At 62.5% G+C, this 17,816-nt stretch carries 19 protein-coding genes; 9 read left to right on the forward strand and 10 right to left on the reverse strand.

Annotated features, from left to right (window positions below; all coding sequences use genetic code 11):
• The first annotated feature begins 21 nt into the window (after positions 1 to 21).
• Positions 22 to 1,461: an alkaline phosphatase PhoX gene (locus tag GYH35_RS16865; protein WP_161811079.1), complete on the forward strand. Its 1,440-nt coding sequence runs from the start codon at positions 22 to 24 to the stop codon at positions 1,459 to 1,461.
• A gap of 11 nt (positions 1,462 to 1,472) precedes the next feature.
• Positions 1,473 to 2,039, forward strand: a complete 567-nt coding sequence (locus GYH35_RS16870) for a VPLPA-CTERM sorting domain-containing protein (RefSeq protein WP_161811080.1) — start codon at positions 1,473 to 1,475, stop codon at positions 2,037 to 2,039.
• 79 nt (positions 2,040 to 2,118) lie between these two features.
• Here GYH35_RS16870 and GYH35_RS16875 read toward each other — a convergent pair whose 3' ends face one another.
• Together GYH35_RS16875 and GYH35_RS16880 are read right to left on the reverse strand one after the other, a co-directional pair.
• Positions 2,119 to 2,469 carry a hypothetical protein gene (locus GYH35_RS16875; RefSeq protein ID WP_161811081.1) on the reverse strand — a complete coding sequence of 117 codons (351 nt, stop codon included), beginning with the start codon at positions 2,467 to 2,469 and terminating at the stop codon, positions 2,119 to 2,121.
• Positions 2,470 to 2,495: 26 nt separating this feature from the next.
• Positions 2,496 to 2,906 (reverse strand): VOC family protein, encoded by a 411-nt coding sequence (locus GYH35_RS16880; protein WP_161811082.1) that lies wholly within the window; start codon positions 2,904 to 2,906, stop codon positions 2,496 to 2,498.
• Positions 2,907 to 3,058: 152 nt separating this feature from the next.
• On the opposite strand from GYH35_RS16880, the gene GYH35_RS16885 reads away from it, so the two are divergent.
• Positions 3,059 to 3,541, forward strand: a complete 483-nt coding sequence (locus GYH35_RS16885; protein WP_161811083.1) for an SgcJ/EcaC family oxidoreductase — start codon at positions 3,059 to 3,061, stop codon at positions 3,539 to 3,541.
• 44 nt (positions 3,542 to 3,585) lie between these two features.
• On the opposite strand, the gene GYH35_RS16890 is transcribed toward GYH35_RS16885, so the two are convergent.
• The 3 genes from GYH35_RS16890 to GYH35_RS16900 are packed head-to-tail and all read right to left on the reverse strand — an operon-like array spanning position 3,586 to position 5,611.
• Positions 3,586 to 4,683, reverse strand: coding sequence for a saccharopine dehydrogenase family protein (locus GYH35_RS16890; RefSeq protein WP_161811084.1), 1,098 nt, complete (start codon positions 4,681 to 4,683; stop codon positions 3,586 to 3,588).
• Positions 4,684 to 4,686: 3 nt separating this feature from the next.
• Positions 4,687 to 5,085, reverse strand: a complete 399-nt coding sequence (locus GYH35_RS16895; protein ID WP_161811085.1) for a thiol-disulfide oxidoreductase DCC family protein — start codon at positions 5,083 to 5,085, stop codon at positions 4,687 to 4,689.
• Positions 5,078 to 5,611 (reverse strand): DUF4166 domain-containing protein, encoded by a 534-nt coding sequence (locus GYH35_RS16900; protein WP_161811086.1) that lies wholly within the window; start codon positions 5,609 to 5,611, stop codon positions 5,078 to 5,080. The genes GYH35_RS16895 and GYH35_RS16900 overlap by 8 nt, the downstream gene beginning before the upstream one ends.
• A gap of 280 nt (positions 5,612 to 5,891) precedes the next feature.
• Between GYH35_RS16900 and GYH35_RS16905 the strand changes: the two genes are divergently transcribed.
• A complete protein-coding gene (locus tag GYH35_RS16905; RefSeq protein WP_161811087.1) occupies positions 5,892 to 6,341 on the forward strand; it encodes a CBS domain-containing protein in 450 nt (149 codons plus the stop codon).
• Positions 6,342 to 6,344: 3 nt separating this feature from the next.
• Here the strand turns inward: GYH35_RS16905 and GYH35_RS16910 are convergent, their stop codons facing one another.
• Positions 6,345 to 9,023, reverse strand: a complete 2,679-nt coding sequence (locus GYH35_RS16910; protein ID WP_161829014.1) for a fused MFS/spermidine synthase — start codon at positions 9,021 to 9,023, stop codon at positions 6,345 to 6,347.
• Positions 9,024 to 9,065: 42 nt separating this feature from the next.
• The gene (locus tag GYH35_RS16915; RefSeq protein WP_161829015.1) at positions 9,066 to 9,698 is read right to left on the reverse strand and encodes a putative 2OG-Fe(II) oxygenase; all 633 of its coding nucleotides are present in this window, start codon (positions 9,696 to 9,698) and stop codon (positions 9,066 to 9,068) included.
• A 272-nt stretch (positions 9,699 to 9,970) separates the two neighbouring features.
• Between GYH35_RS16915 and GYH35_RS16920 the strand changes: the two genes are divergently transcribed.
• From GYH35_RS16920 to GYH35_RS16930, 3 genes are all read left to right on the forward strand, one after another.
• Positions 9,971 to 12,244: a hypothetical protein gene (locus tag GYH35_RS16920; RefSeq protein WP_235936797.1), complete on the forward strand. Its 2,274-nt coding sequence runs from the start codon at positions 9,971 to 9,973 to the stop codon at positions 12,242 to 12,244.
• Positions 12,245 to 12,323: 79 nt separating this feature from the next.
• Complete coding sequence (locus GYH35_RS16925; protein ID WP_202624372.1) at positions 12,324 to 13,190, forward strand: peptidyl-prolyl cis-trans isomerase; 867 nt, start codon at positions 12,324 to 12,326, stop codon at positions 13,188 to 13,190.
• Positions 13,190 to 14,137 (forward strand): HupE/UreJ family protein, encoded by a 948-nt coding sequence (locus tag GYH35_RS16930; protein WP_161829154.1) that lies wholly within the window; start codon positions 13,190 to 13,192, stop codon positions 14,135 to 14,137. The genes GYH35_RS16925 and GYH35_RS16930 overlap by 1 nt, the downstream gene beginning before the upstream one ends.
• Positions 14,138 to 14,194: 57 nt before the next feature.
• Here GYH35_RS16930 and GYH35_RS16935 read toward each other — a convergent pair whose 3' ends face one another.
• From GYH35_RS16935 to GYH35_RS16945, 3 genes are all read right to left on the reverse strand, one after another.
• Positions 14,195 to 14,749 carry a hypothetical protein gene (locus GYH35_RS16935; protein ID WP_161829016.1) on the reverse strand — a complete coding sequence of 185 codons (555 nt, stop codon included), beginning with the start codon at positions 14,747 to 14,749 and terminating at the stop codon, positions 14,195 to 14,197.
• A 9-nt stretch (positions 14,750 to 14,758) separates the two neighbouring features.
• Complete coding sequence (locus GYH35_RS16940; protein ID WP_161811091.1) at positions 14,759 to 15,352, reverse strand: hypothetical protein; 594 nt, start codon at positions 15,350 to 15,352, stop codon at positions 14,759 to 14,761.
• A gap of 71 nt (positions 15,353 to 15,423) precedes the next feature.
• The gene (locus GYH35_RS16945) at positions 15,424 to 16,170 is read right to left on the reverse strand and encodes a MotA/TolQ/ExbB proton channel family protein (RefSeq protein ID WP_161811092.1); all 747 of its coding nucleotides are present in this window, start codon (positions 16,168 to 16,170) and stop codon (positions 15,424 to 15,426) included.
• A gap of 127 nt (positions 16,171 to 16,297) precedes the next feature.
• Between GYH35_RS16945 and GYH35_RS16950 the strand changes: the two genes are divergently transcribed.
• Together GYH35_RS16950 and GYH35_RS16955 are read left to right on the forward strand one after the other, a co-directional pair.
• Positions 16,298 to 16,684: a BlaI/MecI/CopY family transcriptional regulator gene (locus tag GYH35_RS16950; protein WP_129647512.1), complete on the forward strand. Its 387-nt coding sequence runs from the start codon at positions 16,298 to 16,300 to the stop codon at positions 16,682 to 16,684.
• A partial coding sequence (locus GYH35_RS16955) for a M56 family metallopeptidase (RefSeq protein ID WP_161829017.1) occupies positions 16,681 to 17,816 on the forward strand: 1,136 nt, incomplete at its 3' end. The genes GYH35_RS16950 and GYH35_RS16955, both read left to right, overlap by 4 nt.

Raw genomic sequence — 17,816 nt, forward strand, 5'->3', positions numbered from 1 at the left:
GAATGATGAGGGGTTTAGCCAATGACCGATCAAACTCGTGAACCGAGCATGGACGACGTCCGTCCAGTCTCGAACCGTCGTGATTTCATCCGCAACGGTGTGGTGGGTGCCGCATCGATTTCTTTCGCCGCGATGCTGGCGCGCAATGAAGCCGGTGCGGCCGAGCTGCCGTACTCGGATGACTACGGGCCGGTTGCTCCGGTCAACGATCTCACCACCGGCTTGCCGCTGATCGCGCTGCCCGCCGGCTTCACCTATCGCAGCTTCGGCTGGACCGGTCAGCCCATGAGCGACGGTCAGCGCACCCCGGGCGCGCACGACGGCATGGCCGTCGTCGCAGCGAAGGGCAGCCAGATCGTGATGGTTCGTAATCATGAGCAGGGCACGGGCGGCATCGCCTTCAATGCGCCCGCTGCTTACGACCCGACCTATGCTCGCGGCGGCACGACCAACGTGTTGTTCGACACCGCGACCGGCCGCTTCGCCGGCTCTTATGCTTCGCTCACTGGCACAGTGCGTAATTGCGCTGGCGGTCGCACCCCTTGGGGCTCGTGGTTGAGCTGCGAAGAAGCGGGCGATGTTTCTCCGGCCGGCGTGCGTCACGGCTGGATCTTCGAAGTGCCGGGCTACGGCGCGGCGACGGGTCAGCCGTTGCGCGCGATGGGCAAGTCGGAGTGGGAGGCTGTCGCCGTCGATCCTGCGACAGGCATCGTGTATCAGACCGAAGACGTCACGCCGAGCGCGTTCTACAAGTTCGTGCCGAATGCGTACGGCAAGCTGAGCCAGGGCGGCACGCTGTGGGCGATGAAGGTGGCGGGCACCGACAATTTCAACTTCAGCGGCCTGGGCAACGTGTACGTCGACTTCGCGGCCGGCACGACCTGGAACGTCGAGTGGGTGCAGGTGACGGATGTCGAAGCGATCAACGGTCGCATCTACAACTCCGCTCCGGGCCGGGCTGCGTTTGCACGTCTGGAAGGCGCTTACTACGACAGCGGCAAGATCTATTTCGTCAGCACCAGCGGCGGCGTCGCTCGTCAGGGCCAGGTGTTCTGCTACGACCCGCGCCGTGAGACGTTGACGATGGTGTTCAACTCGGCCGGCGCCGGCGTGGGCAACAACCACGTCAACATGCCGGACAACATCGCTGTCAGCCCGCGTGGCGGCATCGTGTTGTGCGAAGACGGCGGCAACAGCATCCAGCGTTTGCGTGGTCTGACGCAGAGTGGCGGTACGTTCATCTTCGCGGAGAACCGCATGAACTTCACCGCGGCCCAGGTGCAGCAGGCCGATGCGGCGTTGAACGCGGGCGGTCAGGTCGCCGCGCTGCTTTCACCGGGCAACTACACCGGCACTGAGTGGTGTGGCGCGTGCTTCTTCGAGAAGTGGATGTTCGTGAACCTGCAGACGCCGGGCATCACGCTCGCGATCACGGGTCCTTGGGACAACGGCGCGCTGTAAGGAGTACCGCCATGAAAAGCATGATTCGTGCGGTATGGCTGTGGGCCGTGCTGTTGCTGCCGGTGGCTTCGTTCGCTCAAGTGTTGAGCGGCGATGTCACGGGCGGCAGCTCGGTGACCAGCAGCGTGACCAGCTCCGATGCCTGGATCCAGTCGAACGCTCTCGATGGCGACGCGGTCAACTTCTGGTCGTTCACCGCCAATGCGGGCGACACGTTGTCCATCATTGTCGAGTCGTCGGCGATCGAGTTCGGCGTGAGCGTGTATCAGGGCCTGGTCGAAGCGCAGGAGCTGCTCATTCCGGGCTTCAGCAACTTCAGCAGCTTCGGCGACAACATTTTTGTCGCCGGCACCAATCCAGTGACTGGCGCCATCGGCACCAGCCTGTTGAATCTGGTGCTGCCCTCGAGCGGCCTATACACGATCGCCGTCGGCGGCGAGTCGGGCTTTCCGCTGGAAGGCATCTTCGCCTACGACATGAACGTAACCATCGCGCCCGTGCCGCTGCCCGCCGCCTTCTGGCTGCTCGGCTCGGCGCTCGCCGGGTTGGGAGTGTTCAGTCGGCGTCGCGCTGTCTGAAGGACGTTTGACTGGGAAGGGATTCCATCTGAAGGCCGCGCCGGCTCTACGGCGCGGCCTTCATCGTTCTGACTTGCGCTCAGATTGGCTTGCGATACTCGCCAATGACCTCGATGAGCCCGACGATGTTGTCGTTGAGCTGCTCCAGCTCCTCCGCAGGAACCCACCATTCCGTGTGATAGGAGCCGCCGACGGTCTGGATTTCGTAGCGATCCATGAAGGAGCGCCGCACCTCGAACTTGGTGACATAGCCTACGGCGTCGTCCTTCACGTTCCAGCGGCTGGCGATCTCGATCGCGTATTGCTCGTTCGTGACCGGATAGAATATCGGCTGCTCCGGTAGCCGCGGCGGCCAGCGACGAAAGCCGCTGTCCTTGAGCAGCTGCAATTCTTTGGGACCGACGGGGCGGTACAGGGTGCGGGTTTCCATGCGCGGCGATTCTAGCGTTACATCCTTCAAAGCTCACCCACCATGTCGCCTCGATACGTGATATGCACTTTGTTTCCATCGGGATCGCGAAGATAAGCGCCGTAGTAGCCTTTGCCATAGTGGAGGCGCTCGCCCGGTGGGCCTTCGTCCGTGCCGCCGGCGGCCATGCCGGCGCGATAAGCTTCGTCGACTGAAGCTGGGCTGGGGGCCATGAAGGCGACCATGGTGCCGTTGCCGGCGTTCGCTTCCTGTCTGTTGAACGGCAAAGTCACATAGAACCGAGGTAGCGCACGATCGGGTGAGACCCAGCACGCGCAGTCAGGACCGCCGTCGGGAATGACCTGCCGTCGTTTCAAACCGATGGGAAGAAGCACGGCATCGTAGAACGCCTCGGCGCGAGGCAGGTCGCGGGTGCCGAGGTTGATGTGACTGAACATGGCGATAGGCTCTTAGGTTGCTCCTGAGTGGCTGAATATCCTGCCGAAAAACGCCCTAGCATTCCATGTCCGCAGCGCCGCTGCTAACGTAGCTATGGCATTGCGGAGGCTCGGATTGCGTTAACTCCATCGGGAAGATCAAGGAGAGTTGCATGAACGCACGGCCCTGGCGTCTCTCGGCTTTTGTAATGCTTGCCTTGGCGCTGACGGTGCCGGTCCAAGCGGCGACGACCGACTCGGCCGAGGCAGCGAACCGGGCCCTCGTCTCGGCGTTCGAGGCCGCATGGAACAGTCACGACATGAAAGCTTTCGGGAGCCTTCTCACCGCCGATGTGGTCTGGATCAACGTCGATGCGGGCCGAGGCACGGGTCGGGAGACGGTGGAGGCAGGTCATGCTCGAGTGCATGCGAACAAGTTCAAGGACAGCGTGATCACGATAAAGAACGTCGAGGTCGCGCTGCTCAAGCCAGATGTGGCGCTAGTGTATGTAACGTGGGGCATTCGCGGCGATCGCGACAATGACGGCACTCCGCGCCAACCTCGGGAAGGTCTGTTCTCCTGGGTGACGGTCAAGCAGGGCGATGTCTGGAAGATTCGATCGAGTCACAATACCAATAAGAATGTGGTGCGCTGAAGGCTGGAAGGAAACCTATGCCGGGAATAAAGTCAGCTGTGGCGTTAGCCGCAGACGACGCGCAGGTCGAGCCCTTCGCCGACGGAGATGATGTCGTCGACGGTGAGTAAGCCCATGCAGGGCATGGCGCCACGAATCGATATTTCATCTCGCACCAGCTTGCGGGCCAGCGCGATGGCAGGGAAGCAAGGAATGAAAGGTCCGTGATCCTGATCCGCCAGCAGAAACCAGCTGCGCACGGCAGGCTCGCCGTTCAGAGCGACGCCACGCACAGTCACATGCATGGCGCTGCGCTTCGATCCGTAGCGCGCGAGGGCGCTGGCAGTTCGGTGCAGCGTTGGCACCCAACTCTGCAGCGAGGCGAGCACTCCGATTCTCACCAGCCACGACGCGAACCAGAGCGCGATCATGTTCGAGGCCGGATCGACACCGGCGCGAAACTGCACCGTCTGCACCCCTCGATAGCGCTCGGGAAACAAATCGAGGTCGGGAACATCGCAATTCGCGATCCAGCGGCCCTTGATGGGCGTCGGATACGAACGACGCGTCAGATCCTGCCAGCCGCGCACCTGATGCCATTGTCCATCGCGCCATTGTTTGAACGGCTTGCCGGCGTAGGCGAGCACGCCGTCCATCGTCGCTTTGCCGGGCGGTCTGGCGCCGGAGCTGATGCCGTGGTCGATGCTTTCGATCGATGCGAACTGTGCGCCGAGTGCGTCGACGACCGCGGATGAAAGGGCCGGCACGGAGCTCGCGCCACTGACGACCAGCGTGCCGTTCAGCTTTGCTTCTGCATCGAGCGCGGTGATTCCGCACACGAAGCCGCGTCCGTCGGCGAGGTCGATGTAATGCGTGCCGGCCGCGACACATGCTTGGGGTATTGAATAGTTCTGTCCTTGGAACGGACCGGCTGTATGAACCACCAAGGTGGCGCCGGCCTTGCGCAGCTCGGCCGTGAAGTCACCCGCGTGAGCATCGAGACGAAGTGGCTCCGCCGCGCCGCCAATCTCCTGCGCAACAGCGGTCGCTTGTTTTAAGTCGCGCCCGGCAACAAACACACGAACGTCGGGCTCACGAGCCAGTGCCTCGACGATGCGACGGCCGAAGTTTCCATACCCGCCGAGGACGACGACCGACTTCATAGGTCAGCTCAAAAACCGATCCGCGGTCTGTGCGCTCGGAACGATGCAGACGTCGTGTCGCCCAAACAGCTTATAGCGGTTGCGCGCGGTCGCTCTATAGAGCGCGTCTCGCAAGAAACGAGGCGTGAGTTGAATCAACGTCGCGACGGCGCGCCAGCGTCCACCGAAGGATTTGAGCACTCGAATGAGGGCATCCGTGTCCATATAGCCTCGTCCGCCTTCCAGCAACAGAAACGACTGCGGATCGTTCGGATCCAGTCCATGACTCCTCAAGAGCTCGCGCCCGGTGGCGGTCTGCATGGCCGCGAACTTGTACAAACGATGCCGGTCGTGCTCGAGCACGAAGCCGACCCAGTGGCCGCACAACACGCAGACGCCGTCGAACACGAGCACTCTATCCATGATGTTCGACCAGCCAGCCCTTGTAGTGAACGATCAGGCCGACGCCGCGCATGGCCGCGCTGACGTCGAAACCGTAGCGACCGTCGTGAACGGACTCCGTCGCGGCGCACTCCAGCAGCCAGGTCACCGGCAAAGGTAACAATGCCAGCCGCGCGCTGTACAACGACCAAACGATACGTTCCCGATCCGCAGACAAGGTGAACGTGAGCACCAGCGGTCCGAGCCGCTCTTCCACTCGCTGCCGGCGACAGGTCAGTCGCGATTGCATGCGCTGACTGCCGAACTTTCGTATCCAGTGTTCGTTCGCATCCGTGGTGTTAACGGTGACTTCGATGGGAACATCGGTCTGGGCGATGGGCAGTCCCGCGAGGCGGGCGATGGTTCTGGCAATCAGTCCGCCGCCGCGGATATCGCATCGGCCGACGAAGCGCTTCGCGCAGCGGGCGTCGTGAATGCTCTTGAGAGCGGGTGCAAGTCGCTCGAAGGCCGGGCCGAGAATTTTCGAATACAGAGAAGTTGCTGACATTAGCGAAGGCGGCGACAACTCTGTTCGCTCACCGGCCGTCATTATAGTGATTCTCGCCACGCCGCGCTTTAGTGCCGGAAAAGCTGAATGCGAGCGCGCGCTGCTGTAAAGAAGATCGGCATTTGTACGCATGGCTGGCCCGAGGGCTGCTATCTAGAGTTCGGTTGACCCAGCAATACAAAACGTACTCAACCAGTGCCCAACGCACCCAGACGACTGGGTAAGTAACGGAATGACTTTTGGGAGAGCGCCAGCCGCACCTGGCGTCGAGGAGAGAGTCATGAACGTAAGCGAGCACTGCTGTCGCGGTGTGATCTCCATTGCGGATACGGCCGACATCGTGACCGCTGCCCGCGTGATGCGGGATCAGCACGTGGGCCTGCTGGCCGTCTATCGTCAGGATGACGATTCGCATCGACTCACCGGTGTGCTGACCGATCGGGATATCGTCATGCAGGTCACTGCCGCCGACCGCAATCCTCACACCGTCAGGGTTCAAGAGGTCATGACCCGGCAGCCCATCCTGGCGTACGAGCACGACGAACTAAGAGACGTTCTGCAAGTCATGCGCCTGGCGGGCATTCGTCGCGTGCCGGTGGTGGATGCCAGTGGTGCGGCGGTCGGCATCATCGCGCTCGATGACGCGATCGAGTTGATCACCGGCCTGCTGTGCGATATTTCCGGATCGATCCGCAGCGAGCGTCACCACGAGTGGCGTGCGCACGCCTGATCGTCACTGCGCCTGTGAGTCGATGGCATTCAGCAGTTGCGCGGCTTCCGGCCGATCGGGCTGTACCTGCTGCAATTCGCTCAGCAAGGAGCGTGCGGCCGCGCTGTCCTCGCCGGCGAGGGCAGCGGCCATGCGGACCAGCGGGTCATAAGCCGGACGGAAATCCGGACTGATGTGCAGCACTTCCAGCAACGGCTGGCGCACCTGAGCCAGCATGTCGCGGACATCCGCGGTCGGGCGTACATCGCGGCCCGCTTCGATGAAGCGATTGCGCGCTGTCCAATAGGCCGCGAGCCGGCTGTTCCAGGCTGAGTTTGGTTCGCCCGCCAGGAGTTCTTCGGGACTGATTTCGACGTCGCTCAATAATTCCAGCAAGCGTTCGCGCGGCGTCGACACCGGTGAGTAAGTGATGGTCGGTGCGCGATACGCGACGATGGGACGATCGTCGGTGTTGAGCGGCGCAGCGCCGGCAAACGTTGCCAGTGAGCGCGGGCCGGCAAAGAAGCTGCCGAGCAGCGCCAGATCGTCGTGGAGGCCGAAGCCTTCTACGTCATAAGAACTCGCGGCGGACAGTTGCGCGCGTACTTGTTCGCGGCTGAAGAGTTCGCCGTCGCGATGGGCGATCAATCCGATGGTGGGTGTGTCGAGGCTGAGCGTTGCCAGGACTGCCGAGCCGTTCGGATACACGGCGAGGAAGGATCGGACGATACTCCGCAGAGTGTCGAGGTCCAGCTGATGCAGTGGCAGCCACTGGCAGAACACGCCACCTTCCGCCAGCCGTTGCTGGACGGCTTCGAAGTGCTCGACGGTGTATAGAGATGCGGAGCCGCTGCGGGCTGGATGGAAGTTGTCGGCGACGATCACATCGTACTGTTGCTCGCTCGTGCGAACGAAGCGTCGGGCGTCGGCGCTCATCGTGTGCAGGCGTGAGCGGTCGGCCGCTTCTGAGTACGAGGTCTCGAAGTGCCGAGCCGCATCGATTACTTCTGGCACCAGCTCGACGACATCGACTTGCAGCGACGGTTGCAGTGTCGCCGAGGATGCGGTCAGTCCAGTACCGAGACCGAGAAACAACGCACGCTTGGGATTTGGATGAAGGAGGATTGGGACGAGCGCTTGGCGCGCATCCGCCGGAAGAGTGGCGCTGCTGCCTTCCTGTTGCCGGTTGTTGATATGCAGGGTCGCGACGCCGGATTCGTCCTCGATCACGCTCACGCTGGCCATCACGCCTTCGAAGTAACTGGCCAATCGACCGCCGGGCGGGATGTGCGTGTTGTGTAGCGATGGACTCCAGATGACGCTGGCTGTAGTCGCCGCGAGCACTGCGCATTGCGCAGGTCGCGACCATGCGGATCGTGCGGCTAGTAATAAGTAGCCGACGGAGATCAGGAGCAAGGCCGGTTTCAGTCCCAGCAGGGGCAGCAGTACGACACCGAAGAGCAGAGGTGCGATGGCTGCGCCCAAGGTATTCACGCCGATGGCGTGGCCGAAGCTGATGCCGCCGTCGCGAGCCTCGGTGCTGAGATGACTGAAGAGTGCGCCCATCACGATGGTCGGCAGCAAGAAGGCGATGACTGCCATGGCGACTTCGCCCGCCAGCGCCGCTGTGACGCTCGGGCCGAAGATGCTAATCAGCGAGCTCTTTATTTCGTCTGCGCCGGCGAGGAGGAGCGTGCCAAGGAGGCAGGTGGCGGCGAGCGCTTGTATAAGAGGAGTGCGCAAGCGATTGGAGGCCGCTTTGAATGCGACACTATCGTTCGCCGTCGTGCTGATGTTGGACGACTGCCAACGGCTGTACGCGGCCGCACCGAGCGCTGTGCCGATCAAATAGACCGCGAGCAGCAGAGCGAACGTATAGACCGTGTTCTCCGCGACCTGGCTCAGCGCACGAACGACGAGTACTTCATAGCCGATGCCGAGCAAGCCGGTTGCAGCGAGCAGTACGAGAACATGATTCGGCTGTCGCGCGATCTCGCTGCGCGGTGCGGGCATTTCGGTCGCGCCGTTCGTCTGCAAACTCAGCGCCGCTGCTGCGCAGACAAAGTTCAGGACGGCGCAGGCGAGTGCCGAGTGCGCCAATCCCAGTTGCGGCACGAGCCAGAACGCGGCGGCAATCACTCCGACAACGGCGCCAGCTGTGTTCGCCGCGTACAGCGCGCTGATCGAGATATTCCGAGACGACGTTTTTGCGAACACGCGCTCCATCGCAGGCAGCGTCGCGCCCATCGCCACAGTGGCTGGAAGGAGCAGCAGCGCCGTGCCGAAGAACGCGACGAACCAGTGCCACGTCGCCGAGGGCTGCGGACCGATCAACTCAAGCAGCGCACTCGATGCCGGCTCGAGCAACGCCGCAAGCGTCAGGCTCCAAACGCCGATGACAATCTCACAGCCCGCATACCACCGCGCCGGCCGCGCACTCCGATCAATACGCGAGCCAAGCGTCAGCGCGCCGAGCGCCAAGCCACCGAAGAACGCCGCGACAACGGCAAGCACGGCCGCCGACTCGTGACCAAGCCAAGACGTGCTCTGCTGAGTCCAGACGATTTGATAGGCGAGTCCGGCAAATCCGGAGGCGACCATCAACAAGCAAGCGAGCAAGATCCGACGCGAGCGCCCTCGCTCGAGCTCACTCGCTCTGGCAGCGAGGCTCGTGAGGTCTAACAATCGCTCGCTGCTAGCCATTCGATATCTCGCGTGTGGCCGGCATTCGCGAATCAGCGCCGCTCAACCACTGAACCCGATCTTGTATCCCCACGAATCCAGCTGCGTCGGGATCGCATTGAACGCCAACGTGATCCGCCGCTCGCCCGGATTGGGTGGCACGGCATGCATGATGTAGCTGGGGAATAGAACGATATCGCCCGGCTCGGGCTGCGGACTGACCCACTTCTCGGCGTTGTACGGCCCCGTGACCACGCCGGCATGATCGTTCTTGAACGAGAACTCCGTACCGCCCGGCGACTTCATGAACACAGTTCGCGAATCCGGATGTGTAGGCGTCAGATAGGCGACCCCGGAGATAAAACTGTTGGCATGGTTGTGCATGGCCTGACGCCCGCCGGTGTCGAGCAGGTTCACCCACATCTCTTTCAGGGCCCACGGCAGCCGCTCGCCGAACATCAATGCGCCGAACTCGCTCAGCATCGGCGTGATCACCGTAGCGGCAGTCACCAGCAGCGGACTGTCCGACGGCTTGAGCATCGTCGTATGCGAAAGATTCGCCGAAGAATTGTTCAAGGTGCGCGCGTGCGCGCTGAAGTGACTGACCAATCCAGCGACCAGCGGACGATCCAGCGCGCCGGCTATCCTCATGAACGGCGTGGGAAAAAGGCCAATGACCTCAGGCGTACCAGACATTTCCAAGAGCTGCTTCGATGGCTTCGCGCGGTTGCGCAACCTTCTATTGTAGGAAGCCGATTGCTACAGCTTCGTGACAGCGACGCCGACGCAAGTCGCAGATCGGTCGCAAGGATCATCTATTGTTCACAATGTAGTCATATCCGCTCTCTACGCTGCGGCACTTCTCACAACACCCCGACAGCTTGAAGGGAGCTTCGATACAAATGACAGTTGCAATCACCCGGAGCCAGATCGCGAGTGCGGTCGCGGCTGTTCTCAGTGTGGCCACGATGGCCACAGCATCAGCCACGGATTCGGGTCGCCACGGTTGGGACGGTTGGGACAAAGGTTCGCGCTCGAAGGGCCGCTACGAGACCGGTGACTTCCACAACCACACCACTTGCTCCGACGGCTCCATCTCCATGGAGAAGCTGGTCAAGAAGTCGACCGACAAGCGCGACACGCCCTGGGGCCTCGACTGGTTCGTGCAGGCCGGCCACGGCGGCAGCGGCAACCGCAATTGCACGCTCGTCGAAGACGCGTCGCTGAGCACCCCGGCATATCCGTACGTCGAAGGCCGCGGCCCGACGACCACTTGGGCGAACAGCATCGGCGCCGCCGCCGTGAAGGGCAACACCGGCTCTTCCGATGGCAGCTCGACCACGCCGCTCGCTTCGCAGGCGAATCCCAGCATGTGGCGCTGGCAGTCGATCCAGTCGATTCAATATCCGGTCACCGAATATCTGAGCGCCAAGAAGAACGTTCCGGTGTTCATGGGCCTGGAGTCGGTCGTCGCCGGTCACGAGCACACCTCGATGTCCGTCGTCAGCGGCCAGGTCGTCGGCAAGAGCGGCGACGTGAGCCCGGGCAGCTACGTGCCGGTCGGCGACGCCAACGCGCTCGCTCAGTGGTCGTACTGCTTCGATCGCGGCGACACCGACAACAGCCGCGGCGGTTCGAACAATTGGGATTGCTCGGTGCCGGGCATCGACAATTCCAGCAATCCGGATTGGAAGCCGAATGCCGCCAAGCTGTTCCCGGCCGGCGGTCCCGGCAGCGGCGTGCGCGGTCACCAGAAGACCGTGCAGGCCCTGGAGTGGATGAAGGCGTATCACCCGAACACCAGCTACTACGTGCCGGCGCACCTCGAGCGCGCTGGACCGTTCAACCCGGACGGCAACAACGGTTTCAACATCGAACACCTGCGTAACTTCAACAACGCGGCGCCGAAGGTCGCGTTCGGCTTCGAGAGCCAGCCGGGTCACGGTGCTTCCGATAACCGCGGCGAATACAGCCCGGATCGCAACAGCATCGGCGGCGTGCGCGTCGACAGCGTCGGCGGCACGACCTGGGGCGGCACCGGCGTTTATGCCGCACAGGTCGGCGGGGTGTGGGACGCGCTGCTCGGTGAAGGCCGCAACTGGTGGTTCTTCGCGAGCTCCGACTGGCACAACCGCGGCAGCTTCGCTCCGGACGATCGCCGTTCGACCCAGGACTTCTATCCTGGCGAATATCAGCGCGACTTCGTGATGGTCCGCCAGGACAGCCGCGACAACCGTGACAAGGACTACGGCTGGCACAACGCGCGCTGGAATCATCATGATGACAAGGACCGCATTTCCAAGCCGCACGAGATCGTCGACGGTCTGCGCAGCGGCAACAGCTTTGCTGCTTCCGGTCAGCTGATCGATCGCCTGGCGTTCGTGGCTTGCTCCGACTGGCGCTTCAAGGACTATGACCGTCGCCATGGCCGGGACAATGGTGCGGATATGCTCGAAGCCATCGCTCTCGAAGCGGCGAAGAACGGCACCGATGTAGACGTCGGTGGTGCGAACTGCGCCGGCATGGGCGAGAAGCTCAAGGTCGACAAGGGCGATGACGTGCTCGTGGCGATCGTGGTTCGCGATCCGTCCGGCACCAACTACTCGCCGTACACCTTCGCGAATCCGTCCTTGCTCCAGATCAGCAAGACTCAGCCGTTGAACAAGCCGGTGCTGGATCACCTCGACGTGATCGGCGGCCTGGTGAGCGGCATGAAGAAGCCGAGCTCGCCGGACTACGCCGGTCAGTGGCCGGACAACTGGGTCGACAATCCGGACATGAACAGCGTGCCCGCGGGTGCGAAGAACACCACGGCCGGCATTCTGAAGACGTTCGGCAACGGCACCTGGACCTCGAAGGGCGAGTACAAGGTGGCGTCGTTCCGGGTCTCCGGCGTGAAGGCTTCGCAGTACCTGCGTCTGCGCGGCACCAACCTGCCGGCCTCCGTGCCTTATGAGACCGATGCGAACGGCAATCCGCTCGCGGACATCTACACCAACGCAAGCAATGCCTCGAAGCTGCGCATTCCCTGCACGGCCAAGATGTCCACGACGATTCCGGCCGACACGGTCTACACCGGCGCCAGCATCGACGGTTGCCCGGAACACATGGAGCGGTTTCCGGCCGTCACCGGCCAGCAGTATGTCAGCTATGACGTCGCTGCCTGGGCCGACCTGTGGTTCTACAGCAATCCGGTGTTCATCGAAGTGAAGAACGGCATCCGGGTCGCTGGCGTGAAGTAATACTTCCGCTATCGAGGAGCCATCCGAACGCCGCGCGGCAACGCGCGGCGTTCATTTGTTTCTGTCGGGGCGATTACATATGTCATCTGTTTTGTCGGGTTCCGAGCTTTCGTCGACCTCCAATGCGACCGCTGTGCCCGCGAAGCGCGTCAAGTGGACGCGCGAGCCGTTGTTTCATTTCATTCTGATCGGCGCCGTGCTGTTCGGCGTCGACTCCCTGATCGCCGGCCAGGCCGACGATCCGAACCGCATCGAGCTGGACCGGCAGGTCGATGCCGAAGCCCAGCAGGCGTTCGAAGCCGCGCGCGGCCGCAAGCCCGATGCCGCCGAGCTGAAGGCGCTCCGGCAGGTGTGGCTGGATAACGAAGTGCTGTATCGCGAAGGCCTGGCGCTCGGTCTGGACAAGGGCGACAAGTCCATCCGCGAGCGCGTGATCTTCAAAGCGCTGAGCATGGTGGACAGCAACACCAAGCGCCCGGCGTTCGATGACAAAGCGGTGCGCGAATGGTTCGAGAAGAACCGCGCCCGTTATGACATTCCGCAGCGGTTCAATTTCCAGGAAGCCGTGTTGTCCGGCGAAGCTTCGGAAGCGACGGTGCGCTCGTTCGTCAGCGCACTGAATTCCGGGACCACACCGGAGGTGCAAGCGGGGCTGCGCGTGTTCACCGATCGGCCGCACGCCAATCTCGTCGACAGCTACGGCGAGGAATTCGCGACTGTGCTTGAAAGCGCGCCCGCGGGCGAGTGGCGTGCGTTGCAGACCAAGAGTGGCTGGCGGGCAATGCGGCTGGATGCCGTCGTCCCAGCGGAACCTGCGGACTACGAACAGCTGCGTGGCGTCGTGACGCAGGACTGGACTGACGTTCTGATGTCGGAACAGCGCAGTGCCGCGGTGGCCGCGCTGGCGAAGAAGTACACCATCGTGATCGATGGAGTGAAGCAGTGATGCGCCGGCTGCATCTGTTGATCCTCGCTCTGCTGGCATTGATGTCCAGCGTCGTTTCCGCTCATGAGCTGAGCATGGCGGAAATGGAAGTGCGCGAGACGTCGCCGGGCGAATTCCTGTGGCAGTGGACGGCCAGCAGCGACAAAGCGCCAGCAGTCGTGCTTGCACCCGTGTGGCCGGAGAGCTGTGCGGTGGACATGAACATGCTCCGCTGCGGAGAAAAAGGCCTGTTCGGCACGCTCCGCGTCGACGGTGTCGGTGAGGATTACTCGGCCGCGATCGTGAAGATCTACTGGCTCGACGGTCAGAGCCGGGTGTTTACGCTCACCAGCCGCCAGCCCGAAGTGCACTTGTATGGTTCGGCCGAAGACAAGCGCGGCATGGGCGAGATCGCCTGGGCCTATGCGACGCTCGGCGTCGAGCACATCCTCGCCGGCTTCGATCACTTGATGTTCGTGTTGTCTCTGCTGTTCCTGGTCGGCTTCAACAAACGGCTGGTGTACACGATCAGCGCCTTCACGCTGGCGCACAGCCTCACGCTGGCGCTGAGCTCGCTCGGCTTGTTGACGCTGCGTCCGCCGCCGGTGGAAGCAACGATTGCGCTGTCGATCATGCTGGTCGCCGCCGAGGCGCTGAACAAGGAACAAACGTTGTCGCGCCGCTGGCCGGCGCTGGTTGCGTTCCTGTTCGGCCTGGTGCACGGCCTGGGCTTCGCGGGCGCGCTGTCGGAGATCGGGTTGCCGCAGAACAATCTGTTCGTCGCATTGCTCACATTCAATGTGGGCGTGGAGCTCGGTCAGTTGCTGGTGGTTGTCCTTTGTTATGGACTGTACCGAGTGCTGGCGTCGCAGCCGTTCTTCAGCGCGGCGCGTAAGCCGGCGCTCTATGCCATTGGCGGTGTCGCGGCGTATTGGTCGATCGGCCGCATCGTTGGGATCCTGGTGTAGACAATCGCAAGAGTCAGCATGATTCGCCAGACCGGCGGCGCCTCGGCGCCGCCATTTTTATGGCCGCTCGGCGAACGCGGCTTCGACATCGTCGAGCAGCGACTGTGCGGTCTGCGTGACGCCGTCGTTGTCGCTGTGATAAATCGCACGCCGCATGACATCGCGGACCTGGCCGTTCTCGTCGCCGTCGCGCAAGGCGAGGGCGTGCAGAGAGCGGAGCGCGATGTGACGATCGACTTCCGGCTCGCCGGCGTCGATTACTTCGCTGAGTGCGGGCAGCGCCTGCGCTGTCGGCGCGTTCGCCAGGTTGGCGATCGCGGCGGCACGGATCTTCGGATCGCTGCCTTGCGTGTCCTTGATCCATTGATCGACAGTCTCGGGACTGGGCGGGGCTGTCGCGACCGTCGTATCGGTGACAACCGATGAAGATGCAGTTGCTGTGGTTGTCGCAGCTTGATCTGGTGTGGGAGCAATCGCCTGCTCAGTGCGCGAAGGCTGCGTCGTCGCGGCGCTCGCTGCCGTCTCTGACTCGTCCCGAGTCGTCTGCATATAAACAAGGCCGCCGCACACGGCAAGCATGCCTATCGATGCAACGATGACGGAAGGGCGCATCTGGGATGCTCAATGAATGCCAGGGTTCGTGCCCAACGTGTTCCACGGCAACGCCTGCACGAACGCATCGAGCGCTCGATCGCTTTCGTTACCGGCCTGCTTGGCCTGAGCCAGTACTTTCACACGCCACCGATCCGTCGTGAAGTAGTACAGATTGGTTTGCCCGCCCGCTGCCTTCGCGTCCCTTGCGTACTTGACCTTGACGCCATGCAGACCCTTCACCGCATCGATTTGAAACGACTTCTCCGATTCAACCTTTGCGCCTTCGCCCGCTTTACGCGCCGCGGTTGTTCTCGCTCCATCGATGTTCGCATCGGTCGCCGCCGAATCTGCGGCATAGACATCCACTTCGACCGCGCCCTGAAACGGCCCGGACTCCTGCTTGTATTCCGCGCCTGCATCGTTGTTGCCGTCGATATTGTACGGCTGCAGCACCCGCGCGAAATTGCCTACATCCTTCGGAAACATCCAGCCACTTTCGACATGGCACCACGCTCCTTCATCGCCATATTTATGTAATGGGTCCGCGACGCTGGCGGCGCCGGTCAGAGTGGAAGCGATGAGCAGGGCGAGCAGCGCGGGTGTGGGGCCGGTTCGGTTCATGCGACGAGCATATGTCAGCAATGTGACAGCCATATGGACATCAGCGCGTCCCTGCGCTGATGGATGCTTGCTCAAGCAGTCTTCGCGATAGGCGTCGCGCGGCTCGCTGGGGTCCGCGCCACCGGTGTGGCGGTGTCGAAGCGCGCGCCACCGACCAGATAAGAGTGAACATCGGCGGCGAACAAACGCATTTTTTCCTGGATGGCCTTGTTACGACGGATGAGCCAGTTGTAGCCCATGACCGCGGGCACGGCGACGAACAGGCCGATAGCCGTCATGACCAGCGCCTCGCCGATCGGACCGGCGATCTGATCGAGGCTCGGCTGGCCGGAAAGGGAGATGCGCGTCAAGGCATTCAAGATGCCCCACACCGTGCCGAGCAGGCCGATGAAAGGCGACACCGAGCCTGTCGTTGCGAGGATGGCCAGTCCCATCGACAGCCGCTCGGTGACGCTTTCCATCGAGCGTTGCATGGCAATGGCCAGCCATTGATTGAGCGGCATCTCCGCAGTGAGATGACCTTGGTGATATTGCTTCGCGCGCAGGCCGTCCTCGGCCAGCATGCGGAACACATTCTCACGGCCGCCCAGCGCGGCGATGCCGTCGTGCAGGTTGCCCGACGTCCAGAACTTCTTGCGCGCTTCCAGAAAATCTTTGTTGATCTTGCGCTGATCCCAGACGCGGGTGAGCGTGATGAACCAGCAGGCCAGCGACATCGCCACCAGCACGATCAGGATGGCCCAGGCCAGCCCGCCGGCCTCGTTGATAAAGCTCAATGCATCGAAGTTGTTGTGGACCGCTTGTGTTTCGTTGGCCATGGGAGCCTCGTGTTGTTGACCACAGAAGTCGTAAGCACTATGACATCTGTAGTAGTAGCGTGCAAGCCGCTTGCGGGACCTACTACAACGGGCGTAGGCTCGATGACGTTGCCAGTCAGGGGTCGGAATGCCTTCTCAGAAGCTCAGTAAGCTGGAATTGACCATCATGGAGGCGCTGTGGACGCAGGGCGCCAGCTCCATCCGTGAGATCCACGATGCGTTCCCCAAGCGGGGCCGGCCGGCGTACACCACGGTGCAGACCATGGTGTATCGGCTGGAAGCGAAGGAAATGGTCCGCCGCGCCAAGAAAATCAGCAACGCGCACATCTTCGAGGCCACGATCACGCGCGAGGCGGCCGAGCGCCGCTTGATCGACGATCTGCTCGGCCTGTTCGGCGGGCGGGCGCAGCCGGTGATGGCGCACCTGATCGAAACCGGCAAACTGACGATGGGCGACATCAAGGAAGCCGAGAAAATCCTGCGCGGACTCGGCAAGAAGGACGAGAACGCATGACGGAACTCGCGCTGCACCTGTGGCAATCGACCGTGATCCTGATCGCGGCCTGGCTGCTGACGCGAGTGTGCCGGCGCAATTCTGCCGAAATCCGTTACTGGATCTGGTTCTGCGCGTCGTTGAAGTTCCTGGTGCCGTTCAGCTTGTTACAACAGCTGGGTGACTACGTCGGCCAGTCGTTGCCGGCGCCGATCCAGGTGGCGCCGAGCTTGCTCGAAACCGGCAGCGCCATCTTTGTTCCCTCGATCGATGGCAGCGGGTTCGACGGCGCCGTTCTGCCGAATCTCACAATGGTCGCAGTGACGATCTGGGCGCTGGGCGCCGTCGCGCTGCTGCTGCGCTGGTTGTCCCAATGGTTGGCCATGCGTTCGATGCTGTCGTCCGCGCCCTATTTACCGATGGATTTGCCCATTCCGGTTCGCGTCACTTCGGCGGGCCTGACGCCCGGCGTGTTCGGTGTGTTTCGGCCGGTGCTGATACTGCCGCGGGCCGTCATGCGCGAGCTGAGTGCATCGCAGATAGAAGCGGTGCTCGCGCATGAGATGTGTCACGTTCGTCGTCGTGACAATTTGACTGCTGCGATCCATAAGCTCATCGAAGTAATTTTCTGGTTCCATCCGCTGGTGTGGTGGATTGGCGCGAACCTGCTGCGCGAGCGGGAAGCGGCCTGCGATGAATCGGTGGTCGAAGCCGGGCATGAGCAGGTGGTCTATGCGGAGTCGCTGCTGCATGTTTGTCGGCTGGGTGTGACGGCGAGATTTGCCGGCGTCGCCGCGTCGAGCGGCGGCGATCTGAAGCAACGCATGACTTCGATTCTGAGCCCGGAGCGCGCGTCGCCGCTCGACCAGCCCCGGTTCATGTTGCTGCTGATGGTGGCGATGGCGCTTTGTTACGGCCCGGTGCTGGCCGGCGTCGTTACTGGCGCCGCGCGCGAGGCATCGGACGGCGGGCGCATCTATTTCGAGACCATCACGCTCACGCCGGCGCGGCCGGTGTTGTGGCATGGCTCCAAGTTCGATTCCGCCGGCCAGCTGTCGCTCGACAATGTTTCTTTGCGGGATCTGATTTCGCTGGCGTATCCGGCGTCGCACGTCAATGGCGAGCCCGTGCTGATCGACAGCGCTTATTACGA

The sequence above is a fragment of the Steroidobacter agaridevorans genome, from assembly GCF_009932555.1.
Taxonomy (GTDB): Bacteria; Pseudomonadota; Gammaproteobacteria; order Steroidobacterales; family Steroidobacteraceae; genus Steroidobacter; species Steroidobacter agaridevorans.